This window comes from Vibrio sp. Vb1337, assembly GCF_033338715.1.
GTDB classification, from domain to species: Bacteria; Pseudomonadota; Gammaproteobacteria; order Enterobacterales; family Vibrionaceae; genus Vibrio; species Vibrio alginolyticus.
The window spans coordinates 59,722-74,234 of record NZ_JAWOTD010000007.1 but is presented as its reverse complement, the minus strand read 5'-3'; the positions used below and the strand labels follow the sequence as shown (position 1 = coordinate 74,234).

Annotated in this window: 11 protein-coding genes; 6 read left to right on the top strand and 5 right to left on the bottom strand. The window is 48.6% G+C overall.

Features of this window, described 5'->3' with window-relative positions:
• Together R7E42_RS09890 and R7E42_RS09885 are read left to right on the top strand one after the other, a co-directional pair.
• A complete protein-coding gene (locus R7E42_RS09890) occupies positions 1 to 717 on the top strand; it encodes a class I SAM-dependent methyltransferase (RefSeq protein WP_154204080.1) in 717 nt (238 codons plus the stop codon).
• Between the two features lie 101 nt (positions 718 to 818).
• Positions 819 to 2,363: a glycosyltransferase family 39 protein gene (locus tag R7E42_RS09885; protein ID WP_318072620.1), complete on the top strand. Its 1,545-nt coding sequence runs from the start codon at positions 819 to 821 to the stop codon at positions 2,361 to 2,363.
• A 30-nt stretch (positions 2,364 to 2,393) separates the two neighbouring features.
• On the opposite strand, the gene R7E42_RS09880 is transcribed toward R7E42_RS09885, so the two are convergent.
• Positions 2,394 to 4,385 carry a U32 family peptidase gene (locus R7E42_RS09880; protein WP_318072619.1) on the bottom strand — a complete coding sequence of 664 codons (1,992 nt, stop codon included), beginning with the start codon at positions 4,383 to 4,385 and terminating at the stop codon, positions 2,394 to 2,396.
• Positions 4,386 to 4,612: 227 nt separating this feature from the next.
• Here R7E42_RS09880 and R7E42_RS09875 point away from each other — a divergent pair, with 227 nt between their 5' ends.
• The gene (locus R7E42_RS09875) at positions 4,613 to 5,059 is read left to right on the top strand and encodes a DUF302 domain-containing protein (protein WP_042772558.1); all 447 of its coding nucleotides are present in this window, start codon (positions 4,613 to 4,615) and stop codon (positions 5,057 to 5,059) included.
• 95 nt (positions 5,060 to 5,154) lie between these two features.
• On the opposite strand, the gene ptsG is transcribed toward R7E42_RS09875, so the two are convergent.
• A complete protein-coding gene (ptsG, locus tag R7E42_RS09870; RefSeq protein WP_079769832.1) occupies positions 5,155 to 6,597 on the bottom strand; it encodes a glucose-specific PTS transporter subunit IIBC in 1,443 nt (480 codons plus the stop codon).
• A gap of 265 nt (positions 6,598 to 6,862) precedes the next feature.
• On the opposite strand from ptsG, the gene R7E42_RS09865 reads away from it, so the two are divergent.
• From R7E42_RS09865 to R7E42_RS09855, 3 genes are read left to right on the top strand one after another with little or no spacing between them, the layout of a single operon-like run.
• Positions 6,863 to 7,570 carry a response regulator gene (locus tag R7E42_RS09865; RefSeq protein ID WP_021450481.1) on the top strand — a complete coding sequence of 236 codons (708 nt, stop codon included), beginning with the start codon at positions 6,863 to 6,865 and terminating at the stop codon, positions 7,568 to 7,570.
• Positions 7,560 to 8,990 (top strand): ATP-binding protein, encoded by a 1,431-nt coding sequence (locus tag R7E42_RS09860; protein WP_137282960.1) that lies wholly within the window; start codon positions 7,560 to 7,562, stop codon positions 8,988 to 8,990. The genes R7E42_RS09865 and R7E42_RS09860 overlap by 11 nt, the downstream gene beginning before the upstream one ends.
• 2 nt (positions 8,991 to 8,992) lie before the next feature.
• Positions 8,993 to 10,237 (top strand): ABC transporter substrate-binding protein, encoded by a 1,245-nt coding sequence (locus R7E42_RS09855; RefSeq protein ID WP_137282961.1) that lies wholly within the window; start codon positions 8,993 to 8,995, stop codon positions 10,235 to 10,237.
• 72 nt (positions 10,238 to 10,309) lie between these two features.
• Here R7E42_RS09855 and R7E42_RS09850 read toward each other — a convergent pair whose 3' ends face one another.
• From R7E42_RS09850 to R7E42_RS09840, 3 genes are read right to left on the bottom strand one after another with little or no spacing between them, the layout of a single operon-like run.
• Entirely contained in the window at positions 10,310 to 11,512 is a 1,203-nt protein-coding gene (locus tag R7E42_RS09850; RefSeq protein ID WP_137282962.1) for a type III PLP-dependent enzyme, read from the bottom strand.
• Entirely contained in the window at positions 11,505 to 13,334 is a 1,830-nt protein-coding gene (locus R7E42_RS09845; protein ID WP_318072618.1) for an IucA/IucC family protein, read from the bottom strand. The genes R7E42_RS09850 and R7E42_RS09845 overlap by 8 nt, the downstream gene beginning before the upstream one ends.
• Entirely contained in the window at positions 13,306 to 14,511 is a 1,206-nt protein-coding gene (locus R7E42_RS09840; protein WP_239938456.1) for an MFS transporter, read from the bottom strand. The genes R7E42_RS09845 and R7E42_RS09840 overlap by 29 nt, the downstream gene beginning before the upstream one ends.
• Positions 14,512 to 14,513: the final 2 nt, after the last annotated feature.

The following is a 14,513-nucleotide window of genomic DNA, read 5'->3' as shown; positions in this document are numbered from 1 at the left end:
ATGAAAACGAATCGGCAAGAAAAACAAGATTTCTACAGTGATTCTGAAACGGTGAAAAAGTATGAAGATCTACGTTTTTCAAATGTTGGTGGACAATTTGTACATCAGTCTGAAGTGTCTTTGTTTTCACAGTTTCTTAATATCTGCTCCTTGCAAGAGTCAATTCTAGATATACCCTGTGGCACGGGAAGAATGCTTCCAACTATTAAGGCGTCTGGCTTTAAAAAAGTTTATGCGGCAGATTACTCTGATGAGATGCTCGCAGTTTGTTACGAGAACCCTTTGTTCCAAAAAACACATTTTTCTAAACAAGACATCTATTCAACGACATATCCAGAGCAGCAGTTTTCAGTAGTATTATCTAGTCGTTTTCTGTTTCATTGCGATGATCAAGATCGGTTGTTTTCGGAGTTTGAACGGGTAATTGCACCAGAAGGATATCTTATTTTTGATAGCCTAAGGTGGTCTCCGCGAACTTGGACCCGACTTTTTTCTGAACAGCTAGGAGGAGATGTTTACACCAATAGCACATCTAGTATTTACAAGCTGGCAGATGCACACGGTTTCGAGGTTATAGACTCTCAAGTGATCCTGCTCTTTCCTAGCTTTGTCTATAACTTTATTCCAGGCATTTTAATGCGCCCGTTGATATGGCTTGAGTCAATTTGGCCGAGTTTACTCAAAACGAAACAAGTTTGGATACTTAAGAAGCGATGAGTGAAGCAAGAGTTAGATGGCTACTTGGGATTAACTTAAGTCTGTTATTCGGTTTTTATGTTTACATCATATTCAATCTCGCGCTCGTTAATGATGATTACATGGCGCTTTATACCACATGGTTAATGAGCGTTGGGAAACGGCCGAATCTTGACTTCAATGTTGATAGCTATACTTTGCTTTTTGATTGGATGACGCCAGTTTACTTTTTCTTTGGCGAACGATTCGAGCTTATTTACGTTTTTCGTTCGTTTTTTGTTTTGTTTTTGTTGGCGATAGGTTGGCAAGTCTATGTGCTTCTTCGCCAAATATTTACAGTCAATATTGCACTCACTACATTGTTATTGCTCTTTGCCTCTTCTGCGATGGTGATGCGTGGCATTGACCTTCGTCCTGACCTCGTTATTCTTTTTCTTTGGTTACAAATAATCATTGTGTTGTATGTGTGCCCAGGAAGTGATGCTCATAAATTGTTTTGGGTGGGGTTATTATTCGGGCTTGCGATACTCTTCAAATTTAAGGCGATTTTGATTGGCGTAGTGATTGGGCTCTTCGGGCTTATTCGGCTAATTCAAAAGCGCTCCGTACGTGACTTTGTCTTGGATGTCAGTGCGCTTTTGTTAGGCATTATCTCTTGCGTAGCTTTGTTTGTTGCGACCGTTGGAATCTCTTCACTTGAACTGTTTTTGTACACGACGTTTGATTTATTTCTGTATTCGACATCGCATGTTAGTGACGCAAACTCTCTGAAGGTTGATGTACTGATACAGTACTTTTTACATGATATTGTTTATTGGCTGTTTGCTCTCATAGGAGTGGGAATATGTGTCGGTAAGTGGAAAGTACTGTCGTTTAAGCAAGCTCAGTTTTTGATAGCTTTGGTTATATTAGCTGTGTTGTCGGTTTTGGCTAACCCTCACTATCATGCATATAACTTGGTCACACTTTACCCTATACTTGCGGTATTTGTTGCGTTCTCAATCCAGTACGTTGTTTCATCTACTCGGGAGTGGTCGAAAGGGACGGTCGTCACTTGTATCGTACTATTCTTGATTGTGATTGCTCGTATCCTCCACTATCCGGTACAACATAATAATCAGCACCAAGTCGCCCTACAAACATTCATAGAAAGGCACACGCAAGTTGACGACGCTATCTTTGCCTATGAAGGAATAGGTCTTTTTCGTCCATCTACTTATCATTGGCGAACATCTGCCATCAAGATAGACAACTACTATCGGGGTCAGTATGACGTTTGGCAGGAAATTCGTGCAGTAAAGCCGATACTCATCGTCGAAAGTTATCGAATTCCTGATTGGTTATTAGAGGAGGACCGTGATGCTCTTCGGCAACACTATGTATCTATTGCTCCGTTTATTCTGACTCTTGGGTTAAAAACACAATCTAGTGTTCGAGGCGATTTACTGCGCTCGGGTTGGTACGTGCTTGAGAGTGATCGCTTGAACCGTTGCTTTATTGATGGTGTTGGTGTGTCTGTCGGAGAGAAGATATGGCTCAACTCCGGAGCGTATACACTGATGTCCCAAGATGGTACTTGTACTCTTCATTGGTATTTTTCTCACCTTGGCATTGAGGCGCTCAGGCAAAGCAATCCTGAGAGTTCCCCCTATTTGTTTGGCCCTTAGCAAAAAGTTGTAGAACCTAGTTTTGTTCCCCTACAACCCCTTCAAATACTGCGCGTTGGTTGTTGGTTGAATCATGGCATTCAGCGTTTGGACGGCTTGTTCACTGTGATCTTCAAGTAGAGCTAAGAACGCGTCAATCAACTCAGGTTTGCTTGCTGAGAGTTTCGTTTCGGTCTGGATATCACGCAGATCGATCAACACATCGGTAAACAATTGCGGCAGATCGTGCAGCACTTGCAGGTTCAATACGTTGTGCTCGCTGTAGATTGAATTGTGGCTGCCTTTCTGTTTTTGCACCACGTAAGGATTGTCTTTTAAGTTGATGATAGACGTGCGTTTATCACAGCGTTTCAAACAACCTTTGTTGACCTTCACCTTACGGCATCCTTCGGTTTGTTGGAACAAACATTGGCGGCTCGTGAGTAGGGTATTTGGATGATAAATGCTGTAGAAGCTGCGCATGTTTTTCGGACGCTTTATGTGACGCATCTGCTTCATATTCAGCTCGTTAGAAACAAACGCGCCACTTGCCGCGAACTCGTCTTGAAGGCATTTAAACGCGTATGAGTTCACCGTGTTCATTTGTGGGCCTGCCACCCAGCCTAAGCCGAGTTCTTTTGCGATCATGCCGACGCCTGAGTTGTTGGTGATCAACAATTCAGGTTGGATGGTTTCCAAAAATACACGAACTGCTTGGTAGTCTTCGCCAATCAAAATGGCAGGGAACCAAGGTTTGAGCATTGGGTTGGCTTGGAACAACTCAATCATCGCGCTCAGTTCACCAGACAATCCCATTGGCAATTGATAGTAAACATCAATGTCTTGGTATTCGCACAGCATGGCTTCTTGTGCTGACGAGATCAGAACCGATAATTTTGGCGCACCTTGGCGAGGTTCTGGTTGAGGTAACGCTGGCAGAGTTGGCACATCAATCGACCCTTTCAAGCTGCTGCCGGATACTTGTGTTGAAGTGACATCGAACGACTTGGTTTGCTCTGCCACTTTCTCAATGATCGCGGTTTTGTCGTCGTAGAGTTTCTTTTTCACCGCTTGCACATCATCAGCAGACTGGCATTGATAAACCTTCGAAAAATGCTTTACAGCGTGGTCGCGCGGGTTGTCGATGTACATCGCCTTGCCGAAATCACCTTGCAAAAATGCGTTGGAGAAATCGCGGTTGAATACCGTGTATAACTCGGTGGTGTCTTCAGCGAGTTCCAAACCCTCGCACAAGCGATCGATTTGCTGACGCCAATTATCGACCACGGTATAGACGTAGTGTGATTTCTTGATTCGTCCTTCCACTTTTAATGAATACACGCCAGCATCGGCAAGCGCTTTCAAGTCCCCAAAGGCGGAGTTGTCTTTCATATTGAGTGGGTAGTTGTTGCCCGTTTTGGTCGTTTCGTACTGTTCGCGACAAGGTTGGCTGCAGCGTCCACGGTTACCTGATGCACCATTGCGAGCGGAACTGATATAGCAAATTCCGGAGAATCCGATGCAGTATGAGCCGTGGACAAACACTTCCATCATTACGTTGTGCTCGCGACCAAATTGCGCCAGATGTTTTATTTCATCGATGTTAAGTTCGCGAGATAAGTTTACTCGGCTTGCGGTGAGCTGGTTGAGAAAGAGGATCTGGCCTTCGTTATGCGTGTTTAGTTGCGTTGAAGCGTGCACATCCAAATCGGGAAAGTGATGTTTGAGAATGTAGGCCAGACCGAGATCTTGCACGATCACGCCGTCGATTTTGGTGGTGTTCAGTTGGCTGAGTAAGCGAACAATCGCTGGAATTTCACTTTCTAAAATCAGCACATTCAACGTTAGGAAAATCTTACAGCTGTGCTGATGGGCCAACGTTAACACGCCATTTAAGTTATCTAAGGTGAGGTTGGTCGCTCGGTTACGAGCATTGAAGCGGTCGAGCCCACAGTAAATTGCATCGGCGCCAGCGGCAATGGCGGCTTTGATGGAATCTAAATCACCACCGGGTGCTAATAACTCAAATTGATCGCGTGTCACTATTTTTCTCTTTCTTACTAAAATTGGCTGTAAATGTTACGTATTTCACGCTTTTGATGCTCAGCTAGTTAACGCTTTATTAATCTGAATCAATTAATCCGTGTTACACGGTCGACTCTTGAGTGGGTAGAGTGCAATTCGCGATAGCGGAATCTGACTTCTATAGTTTTCCTACACTTGGTTTTTCTATATCTAGTTTTCGACTCAGAGAGAGGAAGGGACGACAAATGAAAAAAGTAATCATCGGGTTGGTCGTGGCGTTGACGTCATTGAGTGCGTTGGCTGGTGAGGGTGTGGTAACCGTTGCGAGCACGCATTCAGCAAAAGATACGGCGGATAAATTTGTCGCTATCGCGCAAGAAAAAGGGTTGAACGTCTTTGCGCGCATTAACCATCAAGAGAATGCCACGAAAGTCGATATGACGTTGCGACCAACCGAAGTTATCGTGTTTGGGAACCCTAAAGTGGGCACGCCACTGATGATCTGTGCGCAGGAGGTGGCGCTCGATTTACCCCAAAAAGTGTTGGTGTATGAAGATGCTGAAGGCAAAACGTGGTTAGCTTACAACGATCCGATGTATTTAAAACAGCGCCATCATATTGAAGGCTGCGACGAGGTATTGAACAAAATCAACGGCGTGCTGGGCAATTTAACCAACGCGGCGGCGAAGTAGGGCTGGTTATTGGCTTCGCTTTTTTTACTCCGAAAACGAAAAAGCCAACCTCACAAGGAGGTTGGCAAATCTTACCTAGATTGGGGGAGGTAAGATCAGGAGGTGGCGAGTACGCTGTGCACTTCTGACTTAATTGAGTCAGACTGCGTGCCGAAAATCGCTTGTAAACTGTCGCCAATCACTAACACATCTCGCGCGCCAAGTGCTTTTAGCTTAGCAACATCAACGTTAGCGATGTCTTTTACCGAGACACGCAGACGAGTGATACACGCATCGACTGACTTAATATTGGCTTTGCCGCCCAATGCAGCGACTACATCCACCGCAATTTCATCAGGCTGTCCGGCAATCTTCACTTCTGCAATGTCGGTTTCACGACCCGGCGTTTTCAGATCCAACTTCACAATTAGGAAGCGGAACAAGCCATAGTACAGCGTCGCCCAGATTGGACCGATGATGATGAACATCCACGCGTTGCTCGACATTGGGTAGTAAAGGAAGAACTGGATCGCGCCGTGCGCAAAGTCCGTACTGTGTTTGATTTCCAAAAATGCGGTGATCGCAAACGCAATACCAGTTAGGAAAATATGGATTACGTACAGCACCGGCGCGACGAATAAGAAGGTAAATTCGATTGGCTCTGTGATACCGGTTAACCAAGAGGTCAACGCCGCAGACATCATCAAACCGCCGACGATTTTCTTACGCTCTGGAGACGCGCAGTGGTAAATCGCCAGTGCCGCTGCTGGTAGCGCCCACATGGAGTACATAAAGCCACCAGACAGATAACCTGCGGTTTTATCGCCTGCGAAGAAGCGAGTGAGCTCACCGGTAAACTCTTTGCCGGTTTCTGGGTCTACATAGCTGCCGACTTCAAAGAAGAACGGCGCATTCCAGATGTGGTGCAAACCAACCGGGAGTAGAGAACGTTCGCCCGCGCCGTAAACCGCCCACGCGAGTACAGGGTTTTGGTACGCTGCCCAATGAGAGAATGCATCAAGAAGTTGTCCGACAGGTGGCCATGCAAACGCGAGAATCGCACCAACGATGATCGCCGATAGACCGGTGACAATGGGCACAAATCGCTTACCCGCGAAGAAGCCCAAATATTCCGGCAGTTTGATGTTGTAGAAGCGGTTGTACATGATTGCCGCGACCGCACCGATAAAGATGCCGCCAAACACCCCGGTTTGCAGCGTCTCAACGCCCATGATGGTGGCGTCAGTTTCTAAGCCGCGCAGGCCAGTCACGATACCGAGCGATGCGTTCATAATAATTAGGCCAACTAAGCCAGCGAGCGCAGCGGCACCGTCATTGCCTTTTGATAACCCGAGCGCCACACCGACCGCAAACATCAACTGCATGTTGCCGAACACGCCTTCACCGGCGGCGAGCATCACTTTGTTGACCGCGTCTGGAATAAACGCAAAGCCCGCGTTACCAATACCCAGCATCAAGCCGGCCACTGGTAACACCGCCACAGGCAGCATCAACGACCGCCCTATTTTTTGTAGTTGTCCAAATATACTTGCAAACATGGTTTCCTCCTGACGAATGCCAGTGTTGTAGGACCTGATTCCTTCAGGTCATGTTGTTTCACGTAAGGTCAGGATGATCATAGCGAGCAAGGCGGCGCCTAAGGTTACAAAAGGCAATCAGTTTGTAAGTGACCGCTTACAAATCTCTTACACCGAGAAGTGAAAATTGTAATCGGCTCGATTGTGAATGTGCGTTTAAGAATGCATTATATTGGCCAGCGCCAAACTCAGGGGCAGGCACAGGGACGGACACAGGGAAAGTAGGATGGAAAACAAGCAGATACTGGTCGTCGATGACAACCTCGACCTTCGCGAAGCGTTGTCAGATTACCTTGGCCGTGCAGGGTTTGAAGTGCTTTGTGCGGAAAACGGCGGCGTGATGTGGCAACTGCTCAACGATCACCATCCTGATTTAATCATCCTCGATATTATGATGCCCGGTGAAGACGGTTTTACCCTGTGCCAGAAACTGCGCAAAAACTCCGATATCCCGATCATCATGCTGACCGCCGTCACTGAAGAAGCCGACCGAGTCGCGGGGCTAGAAATGGGCGCAGACGACTACATCACCAAATCATTCAGTCCGCGTGAACTGCTCGCGCGCATCAAAACGATTCTGAGACGCAGCCAAACGACCGCCAATAGCAAACTGACGCGTAAAGTGCGTTTTGACGATTGGTTATTAGATACCGTAACCCGGCAACTGACCCACGTTGCTAGCCGCGAGGTTAAGCAACTGAGTGGCGCGGATTTGTCGCTGCTCGGTTTGTTCGTCAACCACGCGCAATCAATATTGTCTCGCGATGACATTGCGCGCGAGATCTGGGGACGCGATGCCGACCCGTTTGAACGCGGCATTGACGTGCAGATCAGCCGCTTGCGTCATCACCTTGAAGATAAAGACCGCTCGCTGATCCTAACGGTGCGCAACAAAGGCTACATGCTGACCACGGATGTACATTATGAGAATTAAACGCTGGACGGGATCACTGGTCGTTCGTACCAGTGTGTTCCTGTTGCTGGTGATCATTCTGGCGCAGGTATTATCCGGGATTATCTGGTATCAACACGCCAGCGAACGCGACAAAGAAGGCCTGACCACCACAGTCAAAAGCTTAGCATTGAGCGCTTCTTCCACCATCGCTTTCTTTCAAACCCTCCCTTCGGAATATCGCCACTTGGTGCTCAATCAACTACGCAACATGGGTGGTACGCGCTTTTTCGTCTCACTCAACAATCACCAGATTGACGTCGACCCACTGCCAGAGAGCGAGCGCAAAACGTTGGTCATCAACCAAGTTCGCGAGGTATTAGAAAGCGAGCTGAGCGGCATTCCTAATATCGAGGTGGAGTTCACCCAGCGCGACAAACTCAAAGTGTTCAACAACGAGCTACCTATCGACGAACTACCGCTATTGTGGGCGCATTATTCGCTTTCGTTTGGTGACCTCAATCCGCCTATTCTGGTGATGCAGGTCGAAGTCGCGCAGAACGAATGGTTTTATCTCGCGGCGGTGCTACCCGCGCCTTACATCAACCTAGAGACTAACTATTTTGAGCTGCGCCAATGGCTGACGCTATTGGTGTCCGCGCTAATGCTGTTGCTGTGTACCTGGTTTATCGTTCGCAAAGAAATTCAACCCATTCGAGAGCTGGCAAAAGCCGCAACCCTGATGTCGAGCCGATTAGACGTGCCCGAAGTCTCTGAACGCGGCAGTAACGAACTGAAAGCGGCGGTACGTGCGTTTAACAAAATGAACCGACGCATCGACAGCCACATTAAAGACCGCGAGATGCTGTTCAGTGCCATTTCACACGATCTGAAAACGCCGATTGCTTGCCTAAAACTACGGGCGGAAATGCTGGATGACGACGCCGACCGAGAACGCTTTATCCGCCTGAGTAACGACCTAGATTTGATGGTCAAAGGCGCATTGCAATGCATTAAAGAGACCGATATCCACGAGGAAATCGAGCCGATCAATTTCACCCAACTGATTCAGCACATTTCCGCCAATATCGCCGATGCGCCGGACACAATTCGCATCCACGGTGAAATCCGCACCCACTTTGCTGGTAAACCGTTAGCGATTAAGCGCTGCATTCAGAATCTGGTCGATAACGCGCTCAAATACGGCCATCAAGCGGACATTACGCTGAGTGAAAGCCCAGAGTCGATCCAGATTGAAATTGAAGATCACGGTGATGGTGTTGACGATTTATTACTTGAAAAGCTCTGCCAGCCATACTTCCGCGCTAGCAACGATAAAGAAGGCAGTGGGCTGGGGTTAACCATTTCACAGAGCATTGCAAAGGCTCACGGCGGCAGTTTGTCGCTGAGCCATTCTCAGTTTGGCAGCCTCTGCGCCACGCTGACTTTCCCGAGAGACTGACTATGAACAAACTGGTATTCTTGTTCCCACTGTTGCTCGCCCCTTGCGTCGCTCACGCTGAGTCACCACAAGGGGTAGAGTTTTTGCATTGGTGGACTTCTGACGGCGAGCAGCAAGCGCTGCAAACACTCAAAGCTCAGCTAAAACAGCATGATATCGAGCTGCTGCAAAGCCCGGTGTTAGGCGGTGGTGGCGACAGCGCGATGACGGTACTGCAAGCTCGCGCGCTGGCGGGCAATCCACCGAGCTTCGCGCAAATCGAAGGGCCAAGTATTAAAGCGTGGGATGCCATCGGTATTTTGCACAACGTCAACGCGGTAGCGGATGAGCAGCGCTGGGACGAGGTGCTCTACCCGCTGTCTATCGAAATCAATAAAACACAAAACGGCTATATCGCCCTGCCACTTACGCTGCACCGTTTGAACTGGTTGTGGGTCAACCACAAGCTGCTTAAACAACTGAATCTGTCCGCGCCGAACAACTGGCAAGAGATGTTCGCCGCCATGGAGCTTGCTAAGCAAAATGGCATCGTGCCGATCGCGGTCGGCGAGCAGCCGTGGCAAGTCGCCCAACTTTTCGAGAACTTAGTGATCTCCACTGGCGGTGTTGAGTTCTACACCAATGCGATGGTTAAACTTGAGCGAGACAGCATCGACAGCGAAACTCTGCGCCAAGCGCTGACGCAATTTCGCCGCCTGAGTTTGTTGATCGACAACCAATTACCTGACAGTAAGTGGGATACGGCGACCCAAGCGCTAGCCGACGGTCATGCGCTGTTTCAAATCGGTGGAGATTGGATTTTGGGTGAGCTGCTCGCCAATCAAGTCTCAGTTCCGCAAGAGATCGGCTGTTACCCAACGCCGGACAGCGATGGTGTATTCCTCTACAACATGGACAGTTTGGTGTTTATGTCGAGCAAATCGTTTTCTGCCGAGGCGGCTCAGCAAACCGCGAGCGCGCTGACAGACGTCGAGTTTCAAGCTAAGTTCAATAAGGTAAAAGGCTCGATTCCGGTACGCACCGATATCGACATCAGCGATTTTAATCCTTGTCAGGTCCAGTCATATCAAGACTTTCACTACGGCGTTAAACACAATCTCGCTGTGCCGAGTATGATTGATTCGATGGCGGTCAATCCGGTAGCTCAGCAAGCGATAAACTCGGAAATCTTCCGTTTTTACCGCAATCCCAAGATGGAACCCGACGAGCTGATAAAACGCATTATTGCTATTTCGCAAAGCGGTTAATGGCAATTAATTTGTGCCGAGTGGAATAAAAAAGCCCCAATGATTGGGGCTGAGTAAAGCGAAGTATGCCGTTTAAAAATAGTGGAAGATCGGCGGTTCATGCATCAAGAAGTTTTGATGGGAGATGTTCCACGCATAGGCGCCCGCTAAGGTAAACACAACGTAATCACCAATATCGACGTGGGCGACGTGTTGATTGCGTGCCAGCACATCTTTGGGCGTACAAAGCTGGCCGACAAAGGTCGCTTGTGCATGCTGAATTGGATGAGAAATCTCATGGTGTTGCTCGCTTTTCAGGATGACGAATGGATGATCATGGCTCTGCGCCGCTGGCGTGCGGAAGTGGTGAGTTCCTCCGCGCGCGATGACAAAGTTTTCGCCAAGATTTTGCTTAATATCCAGTACTTCCATCACGTAATAACCGCATGCCGCCGTGATGAAACGTCCGCATTCAAAACGCAGTGTCCAATCTTGCACTTGCTCTTTGGCGATGAGGAATTCCAACTTGTCGCAAAACTCCATCCACGGAAAGTGTTGCTCAGGGTTTTGGTAGTTAATCCCCATGCCTCCACCCAAGTTGATCATCAGCTCACCGAGTTCAAACTCTTGTTGCCACGCTTTCACGACTTGGAAATAGCGCTGCATTAACGCTAAGTGACGTTCAACATCGAGCTGATGCGACATCAAGTGAAAATGGAAGCCTTTGAGTGACACTTGCGGGAAATCGCGCAGCAACATCAAAGTATTGCTCAGCTCGGACTCGTCAAAACCAAAAGGGGTCGGCTTGCCGCCCATCGCCAACTTGCTGAGCGTGATGTCGCCGATATTAATGTTCATACGCAAAAAGATCGAAGCAGGGCGGTTGAGGCGCTCGGTTAGTGCTCCAATGCGCTTTAGCTCGGTGAGGCTTTCGACATGAATCGCATCGACATCCAGCTCAATCGCTTGTTGCAATTCACTTGGCATTTTTCCTGGGCCGCCGAAGATCAATGGCTTATCGAGTTGTTGCTGGTGGAGGTGTGCCAACTCCCCACCAGATGCCGCTTCAAAACCATCGACATACGGCGCGAGCGTTTTAAGAATCGGGCCTGATGGATTGGCTTTGGCTGCGTAAAATAGCTCGACATTTTTCGGCAAAACGTGGCGCATTTGTTTGATGTGTTCTTCTAAGGCGTTTAGATCATACAAGTACGCGCACAAGGGTTGATTTTGCTGCTGTGCGAGCGTGTGAATTTGCTGGCTAACGCGTGTCGGTAGAGAGAGTGAATTAGACATGTTGCGCTCCTTTTTCGTGTTGCTGCCAAGGCGCAGCGACTTGGGTATAGCCCGACTCCTTATCGGCTTTTTGCATCAAACGCGTGGTGAAATTATTTTTGCTTGGGAAGTGACCGCCATTCTGCAACGCTTCTAGTTCCGGCTGTTTTCCATTCACTGACTGCCAACGCACAATGGCACTTTGCACCGCATTCCACAGCGTTTGCTCTAGTGGCTCATCACCTTCTGCGATGAAGAAAATCGCTTCGCTGATGTTGTTGATAAAGGTGCAGTATCCGATGCGATTCCAGCCTTGTTCGCGACTGTAGTAAACCGATTGTCGCGCGCGTTCAGACAAATCAGTTAATGTTTCTGCTGGCCAGAACTCTGGCAGTAATTTAGTGCCTTCCAAATCACGAATCCAAACACAACACGGCATCTCTTGCTCAAAGCCAATCAAGGTGTTTTGCAAATGCGGCTCAAACGCCACCCCGTGTTTGAAGTAGTAATTAAACACGCCCGGAATTAGGCAATGCAAATAGCGCTCAAACCACAGTGTCGCGATGTCGGAATAGCGATTTTGCGTAGTACGCGCTTTGTTTTTAAGGCGTTGAGCAATGCAACTGTTGCCGTTTTTGTCGTAAGCAAACAGAGCGCCAGCGAGGGTTGGTTTTAAGATATCGACTTCGCTCAGCGAGAAATTTTCGCGGTATAAAATCCCAAACGATTCGCGCGCTTTGGTGTTGTCATCCCAATTACGCTCAGCGACACTTTCTAGATTCAATGTGGTGGCGTAAGGCTCTGTCATCACTTTAAATACGGGGTTGTGCAGCTGTTCGTTTTCTCGAATTGGTTTGAGAATCGACGTGAGCTGCACGGCGCTGTCGAGTTCGTACCACGCGTTTTTGCGCACGCAATTGGTTAATCGTACGTTGATGGAGAATTTCGCAAACCAATCCATATCTGGGTGGTAGAGGGTACGAACTGAAGAGGTCGGCTGCATCTTTTCACCACCTAAACCCAGTGGCGCGATCATGCCTTGTTCAATGGCACGCTTCACGCTTGGGTTGCTCAAAATGGTGTAGCTTTCCCAAGGATGACAAGGGTAGAGGGTCTTCCCATTGCTGGTGGCGTGTTGTGGCGCGAGCTGTTGTAGCATGTGCTGAGCAGGGTTAGCTTCTCCGTCGGAACTCAGCACATCAAGTAAGGACGTATCCACTTCAAACCAGTACAGCGGGACTTGCGCGCCGACTTCTGGAGAAAACGCCAAGAGATCATCCATGGTGACGCCCGAACGACTTTTCGGGGTCGGATGGAAAGTATGCCCCCAAATCAGAGACTGTTCCGAAGCGATAAACTCGTTGTGATGCGATTTGGGCGCGACGTTGAGAAACTGCTCGGTAACCAGCACGCTATTTTCCAGTTGTTCGATCAGCTCATGGTTGAACGGGATCGCCAACACCTGCTTGAGATAGTTAAGCAAAAGCGTAAGAGTTTGCGTGGCATCCAATTTCGCCCAACCAGAGCCCGGCATTTTCGCCCAAGGCAGTTCTGCCAATTTGATTTTGCCCAGTTTGCTCGCGTAGTGAATCGGCAAAACCAGCACGCCATTTTGTTGAGAAAGATGAACGGCTACCCGCTGCTTGGCGGAATAGTTGCGTTTTAACGTTTGGGGTAGCGATGTCGATTGGTAGTGCCATTCCACTTGTTGATTCGGCAGTGCAAATTCACGTAAGTAACAATTAAGAACACCCATTATCGTGTTGAGTTGGGCTTTCTCACGATTGAGCTGCACATCATGCGCGCGCAACTCGCTAGTCTGAGAGGATTGAGTTTGTAACATGTTGATTTCCAAATTTTGAGTGGAGAACCAGCGCGATCAAGGTGATTACGCTGACTATCGCAGAAAGTAGGAAAGGAACCTCAAGTAGCCCCAAGCTAGAAATGAAAGAAGCGCAAAATCCCGCCGCCACGCCACCCCATTTGGACATGGCATCAAAGCGAGAAAATACTTTGCCACTGAGTTTGCGATCCAGATTGCTCGCAAGATGCTGATGCAATCCGTGATAACAACACACCATCGCGATGCCGAAGATAATTCTCGCAGCAATGAGTGCGGTTTCGGACGCAATCAAATGCAAGGCAGAGCTCACGGCCAGCAATGCAAACCCAAGCCACAACGTGCGCAGCGGTTGATTGCGATTCAACCCATCTGACCACACGTGGATTTTGCTTGCCAGCAACAGATAGACGCCATGCGGCAGTGCGTACAAAAAACCGATCCATGCGTGGTTAGTGATGCCATATTGCTGCACAAACGGCGAGAAGTAAGGAAAGGTCACCACCATAGAAAACGCAAACCCGAACTGAGCAAAGAAGATCCAACGAATGGCATGCATTGCGTTTTTCTGTGCAATGGGTTGTTCTTGCTGAGATTCTGAGTTTGGCTTTTCGAGGTTTTGTTCGGCGGGTTTATCCGCTGGCAGTGCTAGCGTGATGCCCATAGCAATTAAAGGCAAAACGCATAACCACAGGTACGCGTTGAGCGGGTTGGTCTCTGACAAGCTCCAGCCGAGCCCAATGGGCGCAACGATCAGCGCCAAGCGAGCAGATAGTTGGGTTTTATTAAGTGACTTGCCGAGTGTTTTGGCTTCTTTAATTTGACTAGATAAGTAGCTGTTTGAGGCGGCCATGGTGCCGCCAAAGGTTCCTTGAACAATAAGACCAAACACAAACATGGCGAGGTTGTCTGCCAAGCCGCACAGCGCAAACCCTGCTGCAAGGCCAAGTTGCGCACGCAAGAGTGAGCGGCGGCGACCATAGCGATCGGCAAAGCTGCCCCAAAATCGTGCCGCCAACGCAGTACAAAACGTGGGTAGGATAAACAATACCCCTGCCCAGTCCGCATCAATGCTTGCGCCTAACGTTGGCAACACGACGGGTAGAAATAGCGGCATACCTAACGCGGCAAACGCAGCGATAAAGTGGCACAACAACACACTGTAGATGAGTTTGGTCATAA